Annotated in this window: 22 protein-coding genes; 11 read left to right on the plus strand and 11 right to left on the minus strand. The window is 70.0% G+C overall.

The genetic code is table 11. The features are described 5' to 3' along the window. Positions 1–85 precede the first annotated feature (85 nt). A complete protein-coding gene (locus J7E87_RS32650; protein ID WP_215098243.1) occupies positions 86–655 on the plus strand; it encodes a DJ-1/PfpI family protein in 570 nt (189 codons plus the stop codon). A 378-nt stretch (positions 656–1,033) separates the two neighbouring features. On the opposite strand, the gene J7E87_RS32655 is transcribed toward J7E87_RS32650, so the two are convergent. Together J7E87_RS32655 and J7E87_RS32660 are read right to left on the minus strand one after the other, a co-directional pair. Continuing rightward, positions 1,034–1,699: an HAD family hydrolase gene (locus tag J7E87_RS32655; RefSeq protein ID WP_215098244.1), complete on the minus strand. Its 666-nt coding sequence runs from the start codon at positions 1,697–1,699 to the stop codon at positions 1,034–1,036. Between the two features lie 101 nt (positions 1,700–1,800). Further along, positions 1,801–2,307, minus strand: coding sequence for a hypothetical protein (locus J7E87_RS32660; protein ID WP_215098245.1), 507 nt, complete (start codon positions 2,305–2,307; stop codon positions 1,801–1,803). A gap of 275 nt (positions 2,308–2,582) precedes the next feature. On the opposite strand from J7E87_RS32660, the gene J7E87_RS32665 reads away from it, so the two are divergent. After that, the gene (locus J7E87_RS32665; protein WP_215098246.1) at positions 2,583–3,011 is read left to right on the plus strand and encodes an Rv3235 family protein; all 429 of its coding nucleotides are present in this window, start codon (positions 2,583–2,585) and stop codon (positions 3,009–3,011) included. Positions 3,012–3,064: 53 nt separating this feature from the next. Here J7E87_RS32665 and J7E87_RS32670 read toward each other — a convergent pair whose 3' ends face one another. After that, entirely contained in the window at positions 3,065–3,508 is a 444-nt protein-coding gene (locus tag J7E87_RS32670; protein WP_215098247.1) for a MarR family winged helix-turn-helix transcriptional regulator, read from the minus strand. A gap of 106 nt (positions 3,509–3,614) precedes the next feature. Here J7E87_RS32670 and J7E87_RS32675 point away from each other — a divergent pair, with 106 nt between their 5' ends. Continuing rightward, on the plus strand, positions 3,615–3,965 hold the full coding sequence (locus J7E87_RS32675) for an SgcJ/EcaC family oxidoreductase (RefSeq protein WP_215098248.1): 351 nt from the start codon (positions 3,615–3,617) through the stop codon (positions 3,963–3,965). Continuing rightward, positions 3,962–4,120 (plus strand): hypothetical protein, encoded by a 159-nt coding sequence (locus J7E87_RS32680; protein WP_215098249.1) that lies wholly within the window; start codon positions 3,962–3,964, stop codon positions 4,118–4,120. Before J7E87_RS32675 ends, J7E87_RS32680 begins: the two co-directional genes overlap by 4 nt. Before the next feature lie 91 nt (positions 4,121–4,211). On the opposite strand, the gene secA is transcribed toward J7E87_RS32680, so the two are convergent. After that, positions 4,212–7,031: a preprotein translocase subunit SecA gene (gene secA / locus J7E87_RS32685; RefSeq protein WP_215098250.1), complete on the minus strand. Its 2,820-nt coding sequence runs from the start codon at positions 7,029–7,031 to the stop codon at positions 4,212–4,214. A gap of 240 nt (positions 7,032–7,271) precedes the next feature. Between secA and J7E87_RS32690 the strand changes: the two genes are divergently transcribed. Further along, on the plus strand, positions 7,272–7,847 hold the full coding sequence (locus J7E87_RS32690; protein ID WP_215098251.1) for a GNAT family N-acetyltransferase: 576 nt from the start codon (positions 7,272–7,274) through the stop codon (positions 7,845–7,847). 125 nt (positions 7,848–7,972) lie between these two features. Beyond that, on the plus strand, positions 7,973–9,136 hold the full coding sequence (locus J7E87_RS32695) for a winged helix-turn-helix domain-containing protein (protein ID WP_215098252.1): 1,164 nt from the start codon (positions 7,973–7,975) through the stop codon (positions 9,134–9,136). 21 nt (positions 9,137–9,157) lie between these two features. Here J7E87_RS32695 and J7E87_RS32700 read toward each other — a convergent pair whose 3' ends face one another. The 7 genes from J7E87_RS32700 to mtnA form a co-directional block, all read right to left on the minus strand. Continuing rightward, positions 9,158–9,913: a response regulator transcription factor gene (locus tag J7E87_RS32700; protein WP_215098253.1), complete on the minus strand. Its 756-nt coding sequence runs from the start codon at positions 9,911–9,913 to the stop codon at positions 9,158–9,160. A 196-nt stretch (positions 9,914–10,109) separates the two neighbouring features. Continuing rightward, positions 10,110–10,799, minus strand: coding sequence for a ribosome hibernation-promoting factor, HPF/YfiA family (gene hpf / locus J7E87_RS32705; protein ID WP_215098254.1), 690 nt, complete (start codon positions 10,797–10,799; stop codon positions 10,110–10,112). Between the two features lie 341 nt (positions 10,800–11,140). Continuing rightward, positions 11,141–11,863 (minus strand): ComF family protein, encoded by a 723-nt coding sequence (locus tag J7E87_RS32710; RefSeq protein ID WP_215098255.1) that lies wholly within the window; start codon positions 11,861–11,863, stop codon positions 11,141–11,143. A 210-nt stretch (positions 11,864–12,073) separates the two neighbouring features. Then, entirely contained in the window at positions 12,074–13,924 is a 1,851-nt protein-coding gene (locus J7E87_RS32715; protein WP_308313168.1) for an LpqB family beta-propeller domain-containing protein, read from the minus strand. Continuing rightward, the gene (gene mtrB / locus J7E87_RS32720; protein ID WP_215098256.1) at positions 13,914–15,935 is read right to left on the minus strand and encodes an MtrAB system histidine kinase MtrB; all 2,022 of its coding nucleotides are present in this window, start codon (positions 15,933–15,935) and stop codon (positions 13,914–13,916) included. Before mtrB ends, J7E87_RS32715 begins: the two co-directional genes overlap by 11 nt. 1 nt (position 15,936) lies before the next feature. Further along, positions 15,937–16,626 (minus strand): MtrAB system response regulator MtrA, encoded by a 690-nt coding sequence (mtrA, locus tag J7E87_RS32725; RefSeq protein WP_208857631.1) that lies wholly within the window; start codon positions 16,624–16,626, stop codon positions 15,937–15,939. A gap of 4 nt (positions 16,627–16,630) precedes the next feature. After that, on the minus strand, positions 16,631–17,776 hold the full coding sequence (mtnA, locus tag J7E87_RS32730; protein WP_215098257.1) for an S-methyl-5-thioribose-1-phosphate isomerase: 1,146 nt from the start codon (positions 17,774–17,776) through the stop codon (positions 16,631–16,633). Positions 17,777–17,958: 182 nt separating this feature from the next. Here mtnA and J7E87_RS32735 point away from each other — a divergent pair, with 182 nt between their 5' ends. Genes J7E87_RS32735 through J7E87_RS32755 form a run of 5 tightly spaced genes read left to right on the plus strand, consistent with a single transcriptional unit; the run spans position 17,959 to position 23,395 of the window. After that, the gene (locus J7E87_RS32735; protein WP_215098258.1) at positions 17,959–19,206 is read left to right on the plus strand and encodes a hypothetical protein; all 1,248 of its coding nucleotides are present in this window, start codon (positions 17,959–17,961) and stop codon (positions 19,204–19,206) included. Between the two features lie 4 nt (positions 19,207–19,210). Next, positions 19,211–19,897 carry a DUF4129 domain-containing protein gene (locus J7E87_RS32740; RefSeq protein ID WP_215098259.1) on the plus strand — a complete coding sequence of 229 codons (687 nt, stop codon included), beginning with the start codon at positions 19,211–19,213 and terminating at the stop codon, positions 19,895–19,897. Beyond that, positions 19,894–21,093 (plus strand): DUF4350 domain-containing protein, encoded by a 1,200-nt coding sequence (locus J7E87_RS32745; protein WP_215098260.1) that lies wholly within the window; start codon positions 19,894–19,896, stop codon positions 21,091–21,093. Before J7E87_RS32740 ends, J7E87_RS32745 begins: the two co-directional genes overlap by 4 nt. Then, positions 21,090–22,073: a MoxR family ATPase gene (locus tag J7E87_RS32750; protein WP_215098261.1), complete on the plus strand. Its 984-nt coding sequence runs from the start codon at positions 21,090–21,092 to the stop codon at positions 22,071–22,073. The genes J7E87_RS32745 and J7E87_RS32750 overlap by 4 nt, the downstream gene beginning before the upstream one ends. An 11-nt stretch (positions 22,074–22,084) precedes the next feature. Then, positions 22,085–23,395 (plus strand): DUF58 domain-containing protein, encoded by a 1,311-nt coding sequence (locus tag J7E87_RS32755; protein ID WP_215098262.1) that lies wholly within the window; start codon positions 22,085–22,087, stop codon positions 23,393–23,395. Positions 23,396–23,434 lie beyond the last annotated feature (39 nt).

Here is a 23,434-nt window from a genome sequence, read left to right on the forward strand (position 1 = left end):
TGACGACACGGCGCCACCGCGAGCGGCAGCCGCCCCTGCATCCCCGGCAGGGGAACCCGTCGACAGCCCGACACCGGGAGCAGCCATGACAACGAAGATCCTGATCGTCACCGGCGACGCAGCCGAGTCCCTCGAAGTCCTCTACCCGTACCAGCGGCTGCTGGAGGAGGGGTACGAGGTCGACATCGCGGCCCCCGCCCGCAAGCAACTGCAGTTCGTCGTGCACGACTTCGAGCCGGGCTTCGACACGTACACCGAGAAGCCGGGCTACACCTGGCCGGCCGACCTGGCCTTCTCGGAGGTCGACCCCGGACAGTACACCGCGCTGGTGATCCCGGGCGGCCGCGCCCCGGAGTACCTGCGCAACGACCCTGAGCTCCGCAAGATCCTGAAGTCCTTCTTCGACGCGGACAAACCGGTGGCCCAGATCTGCCACGGCCCGCTGCTGACGGCGGCGATCGGCAGCCTGGAGGGCCGCCGGGTCACCGCGTACCCAGCCCTGGAACTGGACATGCAGGCGGCCGGAGCCAGCTTCCAGGACACGGAGGCGGTGGTCGACAACACCCTGGTCTCCTCCCGCGCCTGGCCGGACCACCCGGCCTGGATGCGGGAATTCCTGAAGGTGCTGCGAGCGAAAGCACCGGTGACGACGTAGCGGACCGGCGGACCGCGGCGCGGGCCTGGGGCAGCGAGGCGGGCGGGGCTGCCCGGGATCCGGCCAGGCCAGGCCTGCAGCGTGCCGGCTCGCCCAGCAACGAGACGGCCGGCCCGCGCCGCGAGTCCGAGCGACGGGCCGGCCGGGGCGGCCGGCGCCTTGCCGGTCCTGGCCTGTTCGTGCGGGCTCAACCGGCGGCGGGGCGGCCGGGCCCGCTGCCGCGTCTGGAGCACCGGGAGGGTCGGGCCCGCACCGCGAGTCCGGAGCGACGGGCCGGTCGGGGCGGCCGACGCCTTGCCGGTCCTGGCCTGTTCGTGCGAGCTCAACCGGCGGCGGGAGGTCGGGCAGGCTGCCCGCCCAGGAGTCAGGGGTGCGGGCTCACGCCGCCAGGCGCAGGGCCTCCTCCACCGCCTCAGCGAGCGTGTCCACCACCGGCACGCCCACCGCCTCCAGGCTGGCCCTGCTGTGCGAGCCGCCCGTGTACAGCACCGCCCGCGCGCCCACGTGCGCCGCCGCCACCGCATCGTCGACCGCGTCGCCGATCACCACCGTGCGGCCCGGCTGGGCGGCTCCGTCCAGTGCCCGGAGGTGGCGCTCCATGTGGAACGCCTTGGCGCCGCCGGACGGCCCCGTCCGCCCGTCCACGCGTATGAAGTGACTCTCGATGCCGTACCCCCGCACGACCGGGACCAGCTGCTCGTGCCCGTACATGCTGAGCAGCGACTGGCTGCGCCCGGCAAGCTGCCACTCCCTCAGCAGGTCCTCGACGCCCTCGGTCAGACCGCAGCCGATCCGGTGCTCGGTGTAATACCGGTGGAAGGTCTCATCCATGACCTCCCACTCCGCGTCCGAGGGCAGCCGGCCCATCAGCCGCTCGTAGAACCGGGGAATCGGCACGCAGTACAGCTCGCGGTAGCGCTCGAGCGTGATCGGCTCCAGGCCAATGTCCGCGAAGGCGGCGTTCGTCGCCGCGATGACCGCCTTGATGTCGTCGAGCAGTGTGCCGTTCCAGTCCCAGACCAGATGCGTGCTGTGCTTCCCCATGCGAAAACGGTACCGGCCGGGTCTGACAACGCAACCGGCCCGGACCGGGAACCGACCGCTTCAGGCGAACCCACCCGGACCTGGTGAACCGGGCAACTGCCTCAGTCGATGAGGTTCGGGATCTCCTGCACCGCGTACCAGAGCAGCTCGTGGTCCTCCGCCCCGTCCACCGTGAACTGCGCGTCGTCGTCGCCCTGGTCCGCCGCCCCCAGCGCCGCCGCCGCCGCGGACACGTCGCCGACCGCGTCGGTGGCATCGACGTGGATCGCCGCCGCCTTGGCGAGCGGCACGGCGGACGCCACCCGCACCTCGCCCAGCGCGCTCGCGACGAGCGCCGCGTCGGGGTCGGCGACCGCGTCCTGGTCCCGTACGTCGACCGCGACGACCACTCGGCGCCGGGCGGCGTCCGGGTCACCGGCGAGCAGCCGCAGCGACGCGGCCGCGGCACGGTTCAGCGCGGCGTACTCGAGCTCCTCGATGTCGTCGGAGACGTACCACTCGCGCAGTCCCGGAGTGACGGCATACGCGGTGAGCGGGCCGGGCCCCAGTTCGCCCGTCTTGTGCGCCTCTGCGAGACCGGAGAGGGTCAGGGGAACGTAGACGCGCATGGCTGGCCGCTTTCGTAGTCGGAGACGCCCTCAGGATACGTGCGAGGTCCCCCTTCGGAGTGCCGCTCCCGGCCTGGCGCAACGTCAGCGGGCTAATGACCCCACCCCGCCAGCGAAGCCCCGCGGCGGCCCTTCATCACCCTGATAGGTGAATTCCGGTGCCGCCGCCTCGTCGGGCAGCGCGCATTGCGGACGACGCAGCCCGCCCCGTAGAAGATCACCAGTGAAGTTACCGCCCGGTATCAACCGGGCCCGGCTCAACGGGGGCGATCTGCATGGACAGGACCCGGCCCGCAGGGCGGCGCGACCAGCGCCGTCCCGCCGTGGTGGCGGCAACGGCGATGGCACGCGCACGGCGGCAGCACAAGCCGCACTACTGGTTCGCCGACCGCCTGCTGGCGGTGCTCAGCGGCCGGCGCCCGGTGCACTGGATGCTCGGACACACGATCGGGGAAGCGTACGAACAGCTGGTGCGGCTCGCCCCGGGAGCCCCGCTGCGGCCGGCGGGGCGGGTGACACCGGTCGTCCGACACTGTGGCGAGTACCACCCGGGCCCCGGCGTGATCGAGGCCTTCGCCAGAATCGGCTCGGGCGACCGGGTCAGCGCGATGGCCTTCCGCCTCGAACAGGGCGCGGACCAACGCTGGCGCTGCGCCGCGGTGGAACTCGGCGGAGAACGCGTCGGCACGTCCGCCGGGAACTAGCCGCCGCCCCGGGGGCCGCCCGACCGTCCGGCAGGAAGCGGCAGGCGGTCCGCTCAGCTGCCGTCCGCGCCGAGCCGGGCCGCCTGCCCCTCCTGCACCTGCCGGGCCGTCTGGAGGAAGTCCAGGATCGTGGCGAGCTGCTCCTCGTCGTAGCGGCTCAGAGCCTCGGCCCCGGCGACGCCGACAGGTACGTAGACCTCGGCCTCGGCCGCACGCGCGGCGTCCGTGGCAGTGACGAGCACCCGCCGCCGATTGGCCGCGTCCCGGCTGCGGACGACCAGGCCGATGCGCTCGAGCCGGTCGATGACCGTGGTCGTCGCCGCCGGGCTGAGCTTCAGCGCTGCGCTCAGTTCACCGGCCGACAGCTCGCCCGCCCCCAGCACCAGATCGAGACAGCGCAGGTCGGTGCGGTTCACGCCGAGCCGCGCGGCGGCGGCCTCGTCGAAGGCGTCGAAGCTCTGCTGCAGGGAGCGGAGCTGCTGGGCAACATTCCTCATCAAAGCTTCTTTCGACATTCGAACCTTTCTGTTATCGTAAGTTTCGCTGGTCGAAATGATACACCGTCGAAGGACAGAGGCCGCAGGACAAACCGGAGGTCATGCCATGAGCACGAACGACATCGAGATCCAGAACCTCTTCCAGCGCTTCATGCAGGCCTGGAACGACGGGGACGCGGTCGCCTTCGGCGCCTGCTTCACAGCGGACTCCGACTACGTGTCGTACGACGGCACCCGCGCGGTGGGGCGGGCCCAGCACCAGGACAACCACGACCAGCTCTTCCGCGGCGTCCTCACCGGCTCCGCGCTGGTCGGCGAGATCGAGGACATCAGGCACATCGCCCCGGGGGTCGCCATCCTGTACGGCACCGCCTCCGTACTGATGCCCTGGCGCTCCAAACTCCCCAAGCGGCACTCCCCAAGCGGCGGCTGTCGCGGCAGACCGTCGTCACCGTGAACACCGAAGACGGATGGCGGATCAGCGCCATCCACAACGGCCGGGTCCGTCCCGTCACCGTCCCGGCCCCCGACTCGACGCCGTCGAAGATGTCCCGCGCCATGACCCGCGCCGCCCGCCGCCTCGGCCTCGGCCGCGCCACCGCGAGCCTCTGAGCGAACGCGACCCCCCCTGAGCGAAACGGCCGGGGCCGGACACCGCAATCGGTGTCCGGCCCCGGCCGTTTCGCAACAGGCAAGCGCAGAGTTACTTCTTGCGGCGGCGCCCGGCGCCCTTCTGCGCCTTGCGCCGCTCCGCCCGCGTCAACCCGTCCGTCTCCGACCGTGCGGGCTGCCCGTCGTTGTCGAAGTCGCCCTCGACGATGCCGCCCTCCCCGTCCACCGTGGGCGCGGAGAAGTGCAGCCGGTCGGGCCGCTGCGGTGCGTCGAGCCCCTTCGCGCGGATCTCCGGACGGGACGCACCCGCCGGCACCGCGTCCTTCTTGGCGAGCGAGGGCCGCTCCGCCGCGTCCTGCACCGGGACCTCCTCGACCTGCTGCTCGACCTGGACCTCCAGGTTGAACAGGTAGCCGACGGACTCCTCCTTGATGCCCTCCATCATGGCGGTGAACATGTCGAAGCCCTCGCGCTGGTACTCCACGAGCGGGTCCTTCTGCGCCATGGCGCGCAGACCGATGCCCTCCTGGAGGTAATCCATCTCGTAGAGGTGCTCGCGCCACTTGCGGTCCAGTACGGACAGCACCACGCGCCGCTCGAGTTCACGCATGATGTCCGAGCCGAGCTGCTTCTCGCGCTCGTCGTACTGCTCGTGGATGTCGTCCTTGATGGACTCGGCGATGAATTCGGCGGTGATCCCGGCCCGGTCGCCTGCCGCCTCCTCCAGCTCCTCGACGGTGGCCTTCACCGGGTAGAGCTGCTTGAACGCGCCCCACAGCCGGTCCAGATCCCACTCCTCCGCGAACCCCTCGACGGTCTCCGCCTGGATGTACGCGTCGATGGTGTCGTCCATGAAGTGGCGCACCTGCTCGTGCAGGTCCTCACCCGCCAGGACGCGGCGGCGCTCACCGTAGATGACCTCGCGCTGCCGGTTGAGGACCTCGTCGTACTTCAGGACGTTCTTACGCGTCTCGAAGTTCTGCTGCTCGACCTGCGACTGTGCCGACGCGATCGCGCGCGTGACCATCTTGTTCTCGATCGGCACATCGTCGGGGACGTTGGCCATCGACATCACGCGCTCGACCATCTGCGCCTTGAACAGCCGCATCAGGTCGTCACCCAGGGAGAGGTAGAAGCGGGACTCGCCCGGGTCGCCCTGACGGCCGGAGCGACCACGCAGCTGGTTGTCGATACGCCGCGACTCGTGCCGCTCGGTGCCCAGCACATAGAGCCCGCCGAGGTCGGTCACCTCGTCGTGCTCGGCCCTGACGGCCTGCTCGGCGCGCTCCAGCGCGGCGGGCAGCGCCGCGGCCCACTCCTCGACATGGTCGACCGGGTCCAGTCCGCGCTGGCGCAGCTCCGCCTCGGCGAGGTCGTCGGGGTTGCCGCCGAGCTTGATGTCCGTACCACGTCCGGCCATGTTCGTCGCGACCGTGACCGCACCCTTGCGGCCGGCCTGGGCAACGATCGTCGCCTCACGGTCGTGCTGCTTGGCGTTGAGGACCTCGTGCTGGACGCCTCGCTTGTTGAGCTGCTGAGAGAGGTACTCGGACTTCTCGACCGAGGTGGTGCCGACCAGGATCGGCTGGCCCTTCTCGTGCTTCTCGACGATGTCGTCGACGACGGCCTCGAACTTGGCGACCTCGGTCCGGTAGATCAGGTCGGACTGGTCCAGGCGGACCATCGGCTTGTTCGTCGGGATCGGCACGACGCCCAGCTTGTAGATCTGGTGGAACTCGGCGGCCTCGGTCATCGCCGTACCGGTCATGCCGGAGAGCTTGCCGTAGAGGCGGAAGAAGTTCTGCAGGGTGATCGTGGCGAGAGTCTGGTTCTCGTCCTTGATGTCCACCCCTTCCTTCGCCTCGATCGCCTGGTGCATGCCCTCGTTGTAGCGGCGGCCGGCGAGGATACGGCCGGTGTGCTCGTCGACGATCATGACTTCGCCGTCGATGACGACGTAGTCCTTGTCGTTCTTGAAGAGTTCCTTGGCCTTGATCGCGTTGTTCAGATACCCGACGAGCGGGGTGTTCACCGACTCGTAGAGGTTGTCGATGCCCAGCCAGTCCTCGACCTTCGCGACACCCGGCTCATGGATGGCGACGGTCCGCTTCTTCTCGTCGACCTCGTAGTCGCCGGTCTCCTCGATGCCCTTGAGCGGGTTACCGGCCTCGCCCTTGGTCAGACGCGTGACCAGCTTGGCGAAGTCCCCGTACCACTTGGTGGCCTGGTCGGCGGGGCCGGAGATGATCAGCGGCGTACGGGCCTCGTCGACGAGGATCGAGTCCACCTCGTCGACGATGGCGTAGTTGTGGCCGCGCTGGACGAGCTCGTCCTTGGACCACGCCATGTTGTCGCGCAGGTAGTCGAAGCCGAACTCGTTGTTCGTGCCGTACGTAATGTCGCAGTTGTACTGTTCGCGACGTTGCGCCGGAGTCATGTTGGCGAGAATGCAGCCGACGCTCAGGCCCAGGAACTTGTGGACCCGGCCCATCATCTCGGAGTCACGCTCGGCCAGGTAGTCATTGACCGTGATCAGGTGGACGCCCTTGCCCGAAAGCGCGTTGAGGTACGCGGGCAGCGTGCCGACGAGGGTCTTGCCCTCACCGGTCTTCATCTCGGCGACGTATCCGAGGTGCAGCGCGGCGCCGCCCATCATCTGTACGTCGTAGTGGCGCTGCCCGAGGGCGCGCTTGGCGGCCTCTCGGACGGTCGCGAACGCCTCGGGAAGCAGGTCGTCCAGACTTTCGCCGTCGGCGTAGCGCTCCTTGTATTCGTCTGTGAGCGCCCTCAACTCGGCGTCGGAGAGGTTGACGAAGTCCTCTTCGATGGAGTTGACCTGGTCCGCGATGCGGTGCAGTTTGCGCAGGATCTTGCCTTCGCCTGCACGCATGAGCTTGTTGAAGACGGACACTGAGGTTGGTCTCCTTGCCAATCGGGCCTGGCACTGGGTCGTGTAATGGACACTGGCGCGGGCACGGCAGGTGGGCCCCACCGCAACGGCCATCGTAAGCGAGGACCCCACCGGGTCGGGAGGTCCGCCGTCAGCCAGGCCTGCTGTCATCCGCAAATAGAACGTGCGGGACGCGTGGAAGGTGCCGGTGAGGTACGAAAAGTACTCGCATCCCTCCGCGGACCTGACAAGAATCCGGTCATGGAGCCCATCACCCTCACCACCGAGCGCCTGCTGCTGCGTACGTTCACGACCGACGACACGGACGCGGTGTACCAGGCCTGCCAGGATCCCGACATCCAGCGCTGGACGACGGTTCCCTCGCCTTACGAGCGGCAGCACGCGGCCGAGTTCACCAGGCAGATGGTGCCGGACGGCTGGCACTCCGGCACAATGTGCACCTTCGCCGTGCTGCCGCGCGCCGGCGGCCCGCTGATGGCGTCGGTCGCAGTGACCCTGCGCACATTCTCGGGCACCTGGGAGATCGGCTTCTGGACGGCGAAGGAGCACCGTGGGCGCGGCATCATGGCGGAGACCGTGGGCGCCGTGGCGCACTGGGCCTTCGCCAGGCTGGGCGCGACGCGTCTCGAGTGGCGGGCCGAGGTGGGCAACGCGGGATCGCGAGCCGTCGCCGAGAAGACCGGCTTCGTCGTCGAGGGCGCGCTGCGCGCGGCCCTGCTCAACAAGGACACCCTGAGGGACGCCTGGGTGGGCGCGCTGCTCCCGTCCGACCTGGGACTGGCGAGCACCCACCCGTATCTTCCGACCCGGAACTGAGGGGATGGGTGAATGACCGGACGGGACGGACGATCGGCCCTGGCAGGCCCTGGCCCGCCAGGCCCTGCCAGGGCTGATCGTCCGTCCCGGGCCCTTTGTCAGTGCCGCCGTCTAGGGTGCCGACCATGACCACCGTGCCGCGGCCCGCAACCGAACTGTCCGCCGACGAAGCCCGCCGCATAGCGCTGCGCGCCCAAGGCTTCCTGGGCGCGCCCGACAGGCGGGCCGGGGTGCGGGGCGTGCTGCGGCACCTCGGCGCCGTACAGCTGGACACGATCTCGGTCCTGGCGCGCTCGCACGAGCTGATTCCGTACGCCCGGCTCGGCGCGGTCGGCCGCAGGACGGTCGAGGACGCGTACTGGACAGAGGGCCACAGCTTTGAGTACTGGTCGCACGCGGCCTGCATCCTGCCCGTCGAGGAATGGCCGCACTTCGCCTTCCGCCGCCGCGCCTACCGCGCCCGCCCGCACTGGAATCACGACCTCCCGGACGGTGCGTACGACACGGTCGTCAAGCAGCTGCGCGCCGAAGGCCCCCTCACCGCGACGGAGTTGGGCGGCGCGAAGAACGGCGGGGAGTGGTGGGACTGGTCGGCCTCGAAGGTCGCCGTCGAGCGCGCGCTGATGTACGGAGAGGTGGTGTGCACCGAGCGGCGCGGCTGGAAGCGGGTGTACGACCTCGCCGAGCGGGCCGTCCCCGACGACCTGCTGCACGACGAACTGGACGACACGGAATGTCTGCGCCGGCTCGTCCGGCTCGCGGGCCAGGCGCTCGGCATCGGCACCCGCGCGGACATCGCGGACTACCACCGGCTCAAGGGCGAGCAGTTCGACGCGGTTGTAGTGGATTCCGGTCTGGTGCCGGTGACGGTGGAGGGCTGGTCCAAGCCCGCCTGGGCGGACCCACTGGCGCTGGCCTCCGAGCGGCGCGGCCGGCATCGCACGACCCTGCTCTCGCCGTTCGACTCGCTGGTCTGGGAACGTGCGCGCACCGAGCGGATCTTCGGCTTCACTCACCGCCTCGAGGCTTACGTCCCCAAGCCCAAGCGGGTGTACGGCTACTTCGCGATGCCGCTGCTGTCGGGCGGAAAGCTGCTGGGCCGCGTCGACCCGGCCCGCGAGGGCTCGACGCTGGTGGCACGCCAGGTGTCGCTGCACGGCGCGAAGTCGGTGGCCCCCATGGCGCAGGCGCTGCGCGAGGCGGCGGAGTGGGTCGGCTGCGATTCCGTACGCATCGAACGAGTCGACCGCCCCGAACTCACCGCGGACCTCGTCCGGGCCGTTTCCTGAGCCTTGCCCAGCGGGTGGCCGCTACCGGATCTCGAGAATCTTTTCCCGCATCGCGTAGACCACGGCCTCCATCCTGGAGTGCAGCTGCAGCTTCTCCAGGATGTTACGGACGTGGTTCTTCACGGTGTTCTCGGAAATGAACAACTGCTTTGCGATGTCTCGGTTGTTCATCCCCGTGGCGACAAGCTTGAGCACTTCCAGCTCCCGCTCGGTCAGCCGGGGCGCGGGCACAAGCCTGCGCTCGTCGGTGCGCTGGATCATCGACTTGAACTCGGTGAGCAGCTTGGACGCCATGGACGGGCTGATCTGCGACTGCCCGTCCGCCACCGCGCGAATAGCCGTGGCCACCTCGTCGGTGGAGATCTCCTTGAGGAGATAGCCGGTGGCGCCCGCCTTGATCGCGTCGTAGAGGTCGGCCTCCTCGTCGCTGATCGTCAACATGATGATCTTCGCGCTGGGGGCCACCTCCTTGATGGACGTACAGGCCTCGATGCCACCGCGCTTGGGCATCCGCACATCCATCAGCACGATGTCGGGCAGCAGGTCGGCCGCCTTGTCCACGGCCTCCGCGCCGTCGCCCGCCTCGCCGACGACCTGGATGTCCTCCTCCTGCGCGAGGACGATCTCCAGCCCGCGCCGGAAGAGGGCGTGATCGTCCACCACCAGAACCCGGATCGGCTCCTTGCGGGAGCCGCTGTGGTCCGCGTCGGCTGCGACGACCGTGGCACCGGCGTGGTCCGCGTTGTCGTCGCGAACCGGCCCGAAGCTGTCCGCCATCGTTCCTCCCCCTGAGGCCGTGGCCTGAAGATCACGTGTGGGTCTTCCAACGTCAGTGCACAGCACTTCGGTTGGCTTGGAGGCCATGCTTTCATGCCCGGACGGCGGAGCGGTGATCCTTGTGGTCGCAGGGTGGTGCCCCTGGGGGCGCACAGGGCGCTCCAGGGGCACCATCCACCTGCTGTGACGGCCGTCGTCAGCCGCCGAGAGCACCTCCGGCGCCGCCTGCATCGGATCCCGCCAGCGGGTCGGTCTCCAGATGGATGACGCCATAGTCGTATGCGTGCCGCCGGTAGACGACACTGGGCTGCTTCGTCTCGGAGTCGACGAAGAGATAGAAGTCGTGCCCGACCAGCTCCATCTCGTAGAGCGCCTGGTCGAGCGTCATCGGTGCTGCGGTGTGGATCTTCTCGCGGACCACCAGCGGTCCCTCACCCTGGACTTCGAGCGAGCCGATCCTGGTGGTGGGAATGGATTCCGACGCCTCTTCGGCGTACGGCCGGCCATTGGCGTTCAACTCGGCGACGCCCGGAACGACATCAGCCACTTCGGATGCCGAAATGCGGCCGTTGCCACGGCGGTTATGGCGCTTCTCGTGCTGCTTGCGCAGCCGCGCCTCCAGCTTGCCGGTGGCAAGGTCGAGTGCTGCGTACGGGTCGCCGGCCGCGGCCTCCGCCCGGATCACCGGGCCTCGGGAGTGGAGAGTGATCTCCACGCGGTCAGAACGGTCGGCCTGCCGCGGATTGTGCTCCTTGGACACCTCGACGTCCAGGCTGATCACCTTGGCGTCGAGCTTCTGGATCTTGTCCAGCTTCAGCTTCTCGGCCACGTGCTTGCGGAACCGCTCGGGCACCTCGGTCTTGCGGCCCTTGACGACGATGTCCACGCAGAACTCCGTTCCCGGATAGCCCCGCCCGCTCGCAGGCTGCGGAGCGTCTCCCTTTTGCACCAGGCTCCGGTGATCACCAGAGCCTCCGACTTGGCGACTTTCACCTCCTCCTCCCCAGTCGACAAGGTCCCCACCCCACCAACTTTTCAAGGTTCGATTTTCTCGAATCCCTGACCGAAAGCCCGGAAGCACGGCAGTGCATTCGGCGAGGCACGGCAGCAGCCATTCCTCACAACCGAACATAGCTCGATCGGACGGGTCTTGGCACCCGCTACCAGCGCGTACCTCCGTTCAGGAGTAATTCTCCTCTCACTACGTGCAACGTTCCGACTACCCTGTCAGTTCCGGTTCATTTCGAAAGAGATCGGTGGCACTGCGACAACCGCTGCGCTCACGGGTCCGGGAAATCTCGGCCCGGCGGCCACGCGGAGCGCCCGTGCCGCCTCGACCAGCGATGCCCCGGTCGTCATGAGATCGTCCACCAGCACCGCCCGGCCGCTCTCCAGAAGCCGCCCGCCGCCGGCCGCGACCTCCAGGGCCCCTGCCAGATTCGCCAGCCGCTCGGGCGCCGTGAGGCCGGACTGGTCGGCCACTGCCCGCCACTGCCGCAGCACCGGGAGCGCCCTCGCCTCGGTCCCCGTACGCCGCAGCTCCCCCGCGGCGGCCAGAGCGATCCGCCGCGCCGCGTCGTGCCCCCGCGCCCTGACCGCATGCCGCGCCGACGGCACCGGTACGAGCAGCAGCGGCCCCGCTGCCGCCCGGGCGGCCCGGGGCAGGCCCGCCCGCACCGCCCCGGCGAGCGCGACACCCAAGGGCCGGGCCAGCCCAAGCGCGCCCCGCTCCTTGTGGGCCAGCAGCACCGCACGTACCGCATCGCCATACGGCGCGGCGGCGTGCACCACCGGCAGGCCTGCGGGCTCCGGCACCGGCCTCGCCCGGCGCGCTGCCGTGCCGTACAGCGCCGACGCGCATTCCTCGCACAGCGGGGTACGAGGAGTGCCGCAGCCACCACAGTCGACCGGGAGCACCAGACCGGAAATTTCCCGCCACCAGCCCCGCATGGCAACCACTGTGCCAACGGCTGGAGCGCCGTGCCACCCCTGTGGACAACGCTCCGCGGGCTTTGCCCCCGGACCTCTCCCGAGGCTCTCCCAGGCCCTTCTGAGGCCCGCAGAAGGGCTGTCCTGAAGCCCCAGCCCCCTCCGGGTGCGGTCGGCCCGGAGGGGGAAAGGTGCCGAGCCGGACGAGGGGGGGCGTCGAGCCGGCCGCGCCTACCCCGGGTAGACCGGCGCCGAGCCGGCCTTCACCAGCGTCTGCCAGTTGGCGCCGGCCGGGAGTCTCACGATCCCATCGTCCTCGGAGTACGCCACCAGCGGGCGAGTCTCGTCGTCCCACGCCGCGACCGCCTTGACCCGGTTCAGCCCCGGCAGCACGCTCACGTCCGAACTCGAGCCGTCCGTCTGCATGTAGCGGACCTGCTGCACCCCGCCGGACTCCTTGCCGACCACCACGAGCCTGCTGGGACCGGCCCAGGATACGGCCGTCACCGTCTCCATCTGCGGTGCGGCGGGCCGCAGTTCCGCGACGGACACCACCGGGTTGCCCTTGGGGCCCGGGCGCTGGACCCGTCCGATCTTCAGCGTGGTCTTCCCGTCCTTCGTCAGCAGCAGCGCGATCCGCACGCCGTCCGCGGAGACCTTCAGCGCCTCAATGCGCGCGCCGTCCAGCCCCGGGATGATCTCGACTTTCTGAGGTTTGCCCGCGCCGTCCTCCAGACGCCACAGGGCCGGACGCTCGGGGTCGCGGTCCGCGACCCACAGATCGCCACGCCCGTCCCAGCTCGGGGCCGAAAGACGGTTGCCGGTGCTCTTGCCGGTGCTCTTCACCACCGCGTCGCCCAGCTTGCTCGGCCCGGTAATGAACGACACGTACAGGCGGCTGTTGTCCTTCGAGACCGCCGCGGCGGTTCGCTCGTCGCGGGCCACCCCGACCATGCTCATGGGCAGCTGCCCATTGCCGAACGGCCCTGGCACGTTCTCCGGCTCGCTTATGTCCTTCGCTCCGCCGGCCAGCAGGGCCAGCCGGTGCTTGTCGTCGACGAAGTACTGGTTGACCGGCCTGCCGGAGACGTGGTCCGGAGCGTAACCCTCCGCCTGGCCGCTGTTGAGCACACACAGCTGCGAGCCGTTCGCACGCTGCAGCTCCACCTGTTCCACCCTGGTGGACGTCAGATCCTTCAGAGTGAACAGAATCTGGGCGGCCATCTTCACGCACTGCTGGCGGTCCACATTGGACGCCTTCTCATTGAGCGGCACCTTCAGCGCGTTGCGGTCGTCGAACGCCAGCGCCTTGGTGCCCTTGTTCAGCGTCGTACCGGTCGGGAAGGGCGACTCGACCACTGGCTTCAGCCAGTTCGTCGGCCCGTCCAGCAGCGCCTTGACCGACTGGGTGACGGGATCCATCCGGGTCACCGGATCCAGCCGCTGCCGCATGTAGACCGGATCGGCCACCAGGATGTTCCGCCCGGAGACGAAGTAGTACTTGTTCACCGAGCGGTAGTTGCGCTGGAAGTCGGATGCGCCGAGCACCAGTCCCGGCGGCAGGTTGTCGATACGCCACTGCTTGCCGTCCGGACCGTTCTGCTGCGTCAGATGAATGGTCTGGCGGTAGTCGGTGGGCGTAACCGGCTGATAGGCGTGCTGGGTGTCCACCGTGGCGATCTGCTTGCCCAGCAGCGGATAGTCGAGACCCGGACTGTCCGCTCCACCCGTGCTTGCCTGTCCGGCGTCCGGTGCGGCCGACAGCACCGTGGTGCCCGCCTCCGGCCGCCAGTTCCGGGACGTCTCCGGCGTCAGATACGTCCGCGCGGTTGCGAAATTGGCATCGTCGCTGGTCATCGCCTCCAGGAAGCCGGTGACGACCTCGTCGGGAGTGGCTCCCTTCCGCGGCGGCACGGCGTACACCCGCACCTGGGAGTCCGCGCGCGGGGACGCCTTCACGGCGTGGATGTCACCGCTGTCGGGCATCGAGGCGCACCCGGCCACCAGCACACTGCCGCAGCCGAGCAGCGCCGACACGCGCAACGCGCCTCGGCGGCCGTTGCGACGGGGATCAGCGCCCACGAGTCGTGTCCTCCCGGTCCGAAAAAACCTGTGCCGCGGAGTCGTCGAGCCGCTCCCCCGCCTGACGGGCCACAACCCGGGCACCGCTGCCCGGCAGCGCCGCGGGATCCACGCCGGTCGGGCCCGTACGAGGCGCCACCTGAGCACGCGGCGGTACGGGCAGGGGCAGCCGGTCCGTCACCGACTGTGCAGGCACGGACGCCAGCAGGTGCCCGCTCACCTTCGGCTCCGCGGACAGGGCACGTTCCCTGTTCCGCCGCGAGTCCTCCGGCTCCAGCGGTATCGGCGAACCGCGCAGCGGCTCGTCCGCCGTACGCGGCAGCGTCAGCCGGAACTGCGAACCCCCGCCGGGCTCACCCCACGCCTGCAGCCAGCCGCCGTGCAATCGGGCGTCCTCGACCGCGATGGACAGACCGAGACCGGTGCCGCCAGTGGTCCTGGCACGCGCCGGATCCGCCCGCCAGAAGCGGTTGAACACCCGGGTCGCCTCCCCTGGCTTCAGTCCTACCCCGTAGTCGCGCACGGCGACCGCGACGGCCCCGCCGGCCACTGCCATCCGCACCACCACGTCCCGGCCCTCGCCGTGCTCGACGGCGTTGACGACCAGGTTCCGCAGCACACGCTCCACACGCCGGGCGTCGGCCTCCGCCACGACCGGCTGCTCGTCGCCGGTCACTCGTATCCGGCTGCCCTTGCGCTCGGCCAGCGGCTCGGCGCCGCCGATCACCCGCCGTACCACCTCGCGCAGATCTATCGGCTCAGCCTCCAGGGCCGCCGCTCCCGCGTCGAAGCGGCTGATCTCGAGCAGATCGGAGAGCAGCGACTCGAAGCGGTCCAGCTGATCCCCGAGCAGCTCGGCGGAGCGCGCCGTCACCGGGTCGAAGTCCTGCCGCGCCTCATGGATGACATCGGCTGCCATCCGCACGGTCGTCAGCGGAGTACGCAGCTCGTGCGAGACGTCCGAGACGAACCGCCGCTGCATCCGGGAGAGCTCCTCCAGCTGCTGGATCTTGAGCTGGAGGTTCTGCGCCATCTTGTTGAACGCCTCGCCCAGTCTGGCGATGTCGTCCTCGCCGGTGACCTTCATCCGCTCCTGGAGGCGGCCCGCGGAGAGCCGCTCGGCGATGCCGGCAGCCATCCGTACGGGCGTGACAATCTGCCGCACCACCAGCCAGGCGATGGCTCCCAGCAGGACAACCACGAACAGTCCGGCCGTGGCCAGGGTCCCCCTGACCAGGCTGAGCGACTGCTCCTCCTGCGCCAGCGGGAAGAGGTAGTACAGCTCGTAGGGATCGCCCTCGATGTCGTTCAGCCGTGTGCCGATGACCAGCCCGGGCTCGGGCTCGTGCTCGTCGTTGTTGTACTTGATCCGGAGGTAGGTCTCGTACGTCCCGGTCCCCTGGTCGACGGCTTCCCGAAGTCCCTCGGGGATGCTCGCGAAGTCCACGCTCCCCGAGGTCCGGGGCCCGCGGCTGGAACCCGCATCCTTGGAGCCGGAACTCAGCGCCACCACGTTGAACGCGCCCTGACCACCACTGGCGAGCTGCTCCACCAGGTCGGACCGCCAGGAACTCCGGGCGGTCCTGCCGTCTGTCGAGGCGCCGTCCTGCCCGCCCGGCCCGACGGGCGCGTTCGCCCTCTCCCGTGCCACGGCGAAACCGCCGGCCGCCTGACTCTGGGCCGCCTTCCCCTTGGCGTCGAGCAGACCGTTGCGCACCTGGCCAATGACGACGAGGCCGAGCAACAGCACCACGCCGAGCGACATCAGCAGTGTGCCCGCGACCACCCTGAGCTGGATGTTCCGCCGCCACAGCCGGACAGCCGGCAGCAGCGGACGGCGCACCCAGCGCATGGCGAGCCGGAGGATCGGGCCGCCGGGCGCACTGCCCTGGGGCAGCCGTCCGCCATGGAACAGGCGGCCGAATCGCGAAGGCTCACGCCCCGGTCCGGCAGCCCGCCCCGTACGGACTCCCGGCTCCCCGGGCTTCGGAGCAACACTGCCTCGGGGCATGTCAGCTCGGCCCGGCCTTGTAACCGACGCCACGGACGGTCACCACGATCTCCGGGCGCTCGGGGTCCTTCTCGACCTTGGAACGCAGCCGCTGTACATGCACATTGACCAGCCTCGTGTCCGCGGCGTGGCGGTAGCCCCACACCTGCTCCAGCAGCACCTCGCGGGTGAACACCTGCCAGGGCTTGCGGGCGAGCGCGACCAGCAGGTCGAACTCGAGCGGGGTCAGGGCGATCGACTGCCCGTCCCGCTTCACGGAGTGACCGGCCACGTCGATGACCAGATCCCCGATCGTCAGCTGCTCCGGCGTCGGCTCCTCGGACCTCCTCAGCCGGGCCCGGATCCGGGCGACCAGCTCCTTCGGTTTGAACGGCTTGACGATGTAGTCATCGGCCCCGGACTCCAGGCCGACCACCACATCCACGGTGTCGCTCTTGGCGGTGAGCATCACGATCGGCACGCCGGACTCGGCCCTGATCAGCCTGCACACCTCGATGCCGTCCCGTCCGGGCAGCATGAGATCCAGCAGTACAAGATCCGGCTTGGCCTCACGGAAAGCGGCAAGTGCCTTGTCGCCGTCCGCTACGAACGACGGCTCGAAACCTTCACCACGCAGCACAATCCCGAGCATCTCGGCCAGTGCGGTGTCGTCATCGACGACAAGGACTCGTCCCTTCATAATCGACATCATCCCATTAGCTAATCGTTACCTGGCGTGACCTGACACACAGATCCGCTATTCCGCCCCCGGTGACCGGGGACAACGCTCCTTGTTCGGTGACGATCGCCGTCACCAGATCCGGGGGTGTGACGTCGAACGCCGGGTTGTACGCCTGCGTTCCCAGCGGTGCCACCGGCAGCCCGCTCCCTCCCCCTCCGGCCGCCGCCATCTGCGGCGAAGTGACCTCCGTCACTTCCTGTCCAGGCCGTTGCTCCACCTCGATCGACGCCCCGTCCGGCGTGCTCAGATCGACCGTCGTCGTCGGCGCGACGACGATGAAGGGCACGTGGTGGTACTTCGCCAGCACGGCGAGCGGGTAGCTCCCGACCTTGTTCGCCACCGAACCGTCGGCGGCGATCCGGTCGGCCCCTATCAGTACGGCATCAACCTCCCCCGCCGCGAACAGCGACCCCGCGGCGTTGTCCGTGAGCAATGTGTACGGCATTCCGCAGCGCGCCGCCTCATAGGCGGTCAGCCGGGCACCCTGCAGCAGTGGCCTCGTCTCGTCCACCCACAGCCGCCGCAGCCGCCCCGCGCGGTGCGCCGCAAGCGACACGGCGAACGCGGTGCCCTCACCCCCGGAGACCAGTGCCCCCGTGTTGCAGTGGGTCAGGATCCGGTGACCGCCACCTGGCAGCAACTCGTCGAGCAGCACCAGCCCGTGCTCAGCCATGCGGGCGCTGGCCGCTGCATCCTCCTCGTGCAGCCCCCTGGCCGCGGCCAGGGCCGCCTGTCCGGCCTGTTCCGCGTCCGCCCCCTTCTCCGCCGCGGCCCGGTACGCGGCAGCCGCCTGCCGCACCCCGTACCCCAGGTTCACGGCGGTGGGCCGCGCCTGCTCGAGCAGCCCCACTGCCTCCTCCACGTCGTAGCCCCGCACAGCGGCAAGGGCCACACCATAAGCGCCCGCGATGCCCAGCAGCGGCGCCCCGCGTACGGCGAGCGTCTGGATCGCCCGCACCAGCGCGGGCACATCGGTACAGACCAGCTCGACCTCCTCGATGGGCAGCCGGGTCTGGTCGAGAAGCACCAGCACAGGTCCTTCCGGTGGCTCGTCCCAGCGCAGCACCGGAAGCATGGGCGGCTCCGCGCCCACCGGGTTTTGTACGAACTGATCAGCCATCCGCCCAGTCTGCCCGGTGAGCCACTGACAATGAAGGTGCGAGGGAGATACAGGGGCCCGCCCACCAGCGGGCCCCGCGTGGCACGATGGCAGCCAACCTGCCGCCCCACTACGGGGACGGGCACCCTGAACGTGCCGGCTCGCCGAGCCGGCCCCGTGACCAATCCTTGAGGTGGACGACCGTGAACGACACTCCGGGCTGGGCCCCGCCCGGATCTGCTCCCTCCGACGGCCAGGACGGCGGCGTCCCCCAGCCCGCCCCGCCCGCCGACGAGAGCAGCCCCGCCTCGAATTGGTCCAAGGAACAGCCGCCCCCGGGACAGTGGTCCGCGCCGACCGCACCGACCGCACCGGGTGCCAACCGCGTCCCTGCGCCGCCGCCACCGCCGCCACCGCCGGCGCCCGGCTGGGGCGGCGGTCAGCCGCGCGGCAGCTGGGGCCGTCCTCCGGCCGCCAAGCCCGGCGTCATCCCGCTCCGTCCACTGGGCGTCGGCGAGATCCTCGACGGCGCGGTGTCGACCCTGCGCGCCCACTGGCGGACGGTGCTGGGCATCACGATCACCGTCTCCGTGATCACCGAGATCGGCAACATCCTCGTCGACCGCTACCTGCTCCCCGACCCGCCCGAGGTCAACCCGGACGCGGACCCGTCGGAGGCCTTGAGGCAGTCGGTCGACTCGCTGCAGTCCAGCCTGATCGCCATGGGCCCGGTGCTGATCATCACGCTGATCGCCACGCTCTTCACCACGGCGCTTCTCACCGTGGTGATCAGCCGCTCGGTCCTGGGCCGCCCGGTGACACTCTCCGAGGCCTGGCACGAGGCGCGGCCCCGGCTCCCCCAACTGCTGGGTCTGACCCTGCTGTTGCCACTCATAAGCGGCGGCATCATGGCCGTGGCGATTCTGCCCGGCCTGCTGCTGGGCGACGGTGGGGGAGTCGCGCTCTCCGTACTCGCAGGCCTGGCGGCCTGCGTCGTGATCCTCTGGCTGATGATCCGGTTCGCTCTTGCCTCTCCCGCGCTCATGCTGGAACGCCAAGGCATCGTCGCGTCCCTGCGCCGCTCCGCCAAACTGGTCCAGGGCGCGTGGTGGCGGACCTTTGGCATCGTGGCGCTGACCCTGCTGCTGACCCTGCTCGTCTCGATGATCATCGCTGTGCCGTTCGCTCTGATCGCATTCGCGGTGGACGGCAGCGGGATCGGCGACCTGTTCGCCGGGACCACCCCTGACTTCGGCTGGCCGTTCTTGATCATCACGGGCATCGGCTCGGTGATCGCGTCCTCCATCACCTACCCGATCTCCGCCGGCGTGACCGTCCTCCTCTACATCGACCAGCGCATCCGCCGCGAGGCCCTCGATATCGAACTCGCACGGGCAGCGGGCGTCCCCGGCTACGGCTCCGAGCCCGGCCAGGCCCCCTCCAGGAGCTGATGCGGTGTCCACCAGGGGGGGCATGACAATGGCGCGGGCGCTGATCCGCGCGAACGACGACGTACCGGTGGACACTCCCCGCATTCCCGCCCGGGAAGCGGCGGAGCGGGAACTGTCCAAACCGATGTACCACGAGAACGACCCGAGCCTGCTCCAGCGCGCGCTCAACCGCTTCTGGGACTGGGTCGGCGGCATCTTCGACGCCGCGTCAGGCGCCACCCCCGGTGGCCCGGTCGGTCTTCTCGTCGTCGTCCTGCTCGTCATCGGCCTGATCGCCGCCCTGTGGTGGCGACTTGGCACACCGCGGCGCACCCCCGGCACCGCGGTCTCCCTCTTCGACGACAGCCCCCGCAGCGCATCGGAACACCGCGCCGCCGCCGAGGCCCACGCCGCCGCGGGACGCTGGAACCAAGCCGTCCAGGAACGCATGCGAGCAATCGTCCGCTCCCTGGAGGAACGAACCCTCCTCGACCCGCGCCCCGGCCGTACCGCCGACGAGGCCGCCGCAGAAGCAGGCCGCTCCCTTCCCGGCCACGCCGACGGACTCCGCGCCTCCGCCAGGGAGTTCGACGACGTCACATACGGCGGCCGCACCGCCGACCAGCAGGCATATCTACGCCTGCGTGACCTCGACCTCGAGCTGGAGCGCGCCAAGCCCCAACTGAGCGGCGCCCAAGGAGCAACGGAATGACCGGGGCGACCCTCAGCTCCACCTCCATGTCCCCCACCGGCAACCAGGTGTGGACCCGAACCCGCGGTCTGCTGCTGGCGCTCGTCGTCATCGTCGCGGCCGGGTTCGCCATGGCCGCCCTGCGCTCCGGGGACCAGCACGGCCGCCTCGACCCCCGCTCCGCCGACCCTTCCGGCAGCCGGGCCGTCGCCGAACTCCTCAAGGACCGCGGCGTCTCCACCCGCGTGGTCACCACGCTCGACGAGGCCACCGCCGCGGCCGGCCCCCGCACCACCCTTCTGGTCACCGCACCCGACCTGCTGACGGACCACCAGCAGGAGACCCTCCGCACCGCGACGGCCAACTCCGGCGGGCGCACCGTCCTCCTCTCCGCCGGACCCGCGTCGCTCGACGCACTGGCCCCGGGCGTCGACAGCGAGATCCCGGCCCCCGTCTCGGCACGCACCCCTCAGTGCTCCCTCCCCGCCGCCCGCAGCGCCGGCAACGCCGACCTCGGCGGTGAGCGGTACTCCACGCGGACGCCCGGCGCCGACAGTTGCTACCCGAGCGACGGCCTGCCCAGCCTCGTCAGGATCGACGACCCCGGCCGGGGCGAGACCGTCCTGCTGGGCTCCCCCGACATCCTGTACAACCACCGTCTGGACAAGCACGGCAACGCCTCCCTCGCCCTGCAACTCCTCGGCTCCCGCACCCATCTGGTCTGGTACCTCCCCTCGCTCAGCGACAGCTCCGCCGCCCAAGACGGCACCGACGGCGACACCGACAGCACGTTCCTCGATCTCGTCCCCTCCGGCTGGCTCTGGGGGACACTCCAACTCACCCTCGCCGCCGCCCTGGCAGCCATCTGGCGCGCCCGCCGGCTGGGCCCCCTCGTCACCGAACGGCTTCCCGTGGCCATCCGCGCCTCCGAGTCCACCGAGGGCCGCGCCCGCCTCTACCGCAAGGCGAACGCCCGAGACCGCGCGGCGTCGGCCCTGCGCTCCGCCACCCGCACCCGTCTTGCACCGCTCCTCGGCGTCCCCCCGAACGACGCACACTCCCCCGCGGCCCTGCTCCCGGCCATCTCGGCCCATCTCCCCACCAGCGACCGGGACCTCAAGGCCCTGCTCTTCGGCCCGGCTCCGGCCAACGACATCGCTCTCGTCCACCTGGCAGACCAACTCGACGCCCTTGAAAGAGAGGTACGCACTTCATGAGCGTCCCGACCCCCGAGACAGCTGAGAACTCGGACCGCGCCCGCGCCTCCCTGGAGGCCCTTCGCACCGAGATCGCCAAGGCCGTGGTCGGCCAGGATCCCGCTGTCACCGGACTCGTCGTGGCCCTGCTCTGCCGCGGCCATGTCCTCCTCGAAGGAGTACCGGGCGTCGCCAAGACGCTCCTGGTCCGCACCCTCGCGGCCTCCCTCGAACTCGACACCAAGCGCGTCCAGTTCACCCCCGACCTCATGCCCAGCGACGTCACCGGCTCTCTCGTCTACGACGCGCGTACTGCCGAGTTCTCCTTCCAGCCCGGTCCCGTGTTCACCAATCTCCTTCTCGCCGACGAGATCAACCGCACTCCGCCCAAGACCCAGTCATCGCTCCTGGAAGCGATGGAGGAGCGGCAGGTCACAGTCGACGGCACGCCCCGCCCGCTGCCAGACCCGTTCCTGGTCGCCGCGACCCAGAACCCCGTCGAGTACGAGGGCACCTATCCCCTTCCCGAAGCCCAACTGGACCGGTTCCTCCTCAAACTGACGGTCCCTCTGCCGTCCCGCGAGGACGAAATCAACGTCCTGACCCGGCACGCCGAGGGCTTCAACCCCCGCGACCTCCATGCTGCGGGCGTGCGCCCCGTCGCGGGCCCCGCCGACCTGGAAGCGGCCCGCACCGCCGTCTCCAAGACCTCGGTCTCCCCCGAGATCACGGGCTATGTCGTCGATATCTGCCGTGCCACGCGTGAATCCCCCTCACTCACCCTCGGTGTGTCTCCCCGAGGTGCCACAGCCCTGCTCTCCACCGCCCGCGCCTGGGCCTGGCTCACCGGCCGCGACTACGTCATCCCTGATGATGTGAAAGCCCTGGCCCTGCCGACCCTGCGCCACCGGATACAGCTGCGGCCCGAAGCGGAGATGGAAGGAGTCACCGCCGACTCCGTCATCACCGCCATCCTCAGCCACGTCCCCGTCCCCCGCTGAGGCGCCGACTCATGGCCCTCACCGGAAGAACCGCACTCCTCGCCGCTCTCGGCTCTCTCCCCGTGGGCATCCTGGCCCCGAGCTGGACCGGGATGCTCGCTGTGAACGCGCCTCTGTCACTAGCAATCCTGTGCGACTACGCCCTCGCGGCGCCAGTGCGAACGCTCCGATTCACCCGAAGCGGTGACACATCAGTTCGATTGGGTGACGCCGCCGAAGTCCAACTGACCGTCACCAACCCTTCCAACCGCCGCCTGCGCGCCCACCTCCGGGACGCCTGGCCCCCGAGCAGCTGGCTCGCCGGCACCGAGCAGGCGGCATCCCGACACAAGCTGACCGTCCCCGCGGGCGAGCGCCGACGTATCACCACCGTCCTACGTCCCACCCGCCGTGGCGACCGCCAGGCCGATCGCGTCACCGTCCGCTCCTACGGACCTCTGGGCCTCGCCGCCCGCCAGGGCAACCACAAAGTCCCCTGGACTGTCCGCGTCCTGCCGCCCTTCACCAGCCGCAAGCACCTGCCGTCCCGACTGGCCCGACTGCGCGAACTCGACGGCCGCACCAGCGTCCTCATCCGCGGCCAGGGCACCGAGTTCGACAGCCTCCGCGACTATGTCCCCGGTGACGACACCCGCTCCATCGACTGGCGCGCCACAGCCCGCCGGACCACCGTCGCCGTACGCACTTGGCGCCCCGAACGGGACCGCCACATCCTCGTCGTACTCGACACGGGCCGCACCTCGGCCGGCCGAGTCGGGGATGTCCCGCGGCTCGACGCGGCAATGGACGCCGCACTGCTCCTTACCGCCCTGGCCTCACGCGCGGGCGACCGCGTGGACCTGCTGGCCTACGACCGCCGTATCCGCGCCCAGGTCCAGGGCCGCTCAGCCGGCGACCTCCTGCCTGCCCTGGTCAACGCGCTCGCTCCCCTCGAACCCGAGCTCGTGGAAACCGACGCCCGCGGCCTCAGCGCCGCAGCTCTGAACAGTGCCCCCCGCCGGTCCCTGATCGTGTTGCTCACCAATCTCGACGCCGCACCCATCGAAGAGGGCCTGCTCCCCGTTCTCCCCCAGCTCACACAGCGCCACACGGTGCTTGTGGCCTCGGTGGCCGACCCCCACATCCAGCACATGTCCACAGCCCGGGGCACCATCGAGGATGTCTACGACGCCGCTGCGGGCACTCAGGCCAAGGCTCAGCGCCGCCGCACAGCCGAGCAGCTCCAACGCCACGGCGTCACCGTCGTCGATGCGACCCCTGACAACCTCGCGCCTGCCCTCGCAGACGCTTATCTCGCGCTAAAGGCTGCCGGCCGCCTCTGAGAGGGGCGCGGTATTGCCCCTGAACGCAGAAAGGCCCCG

It is taken from the genome of Streptomyces sp. ISL-1, assembly GCF_018614585.1.
GTDB lineage: Bacteria > Actinomycetota > Actinomycetes > Streptomycetales > Streptomycetaceae > Streptomyces > Streptomyces maoxianensis.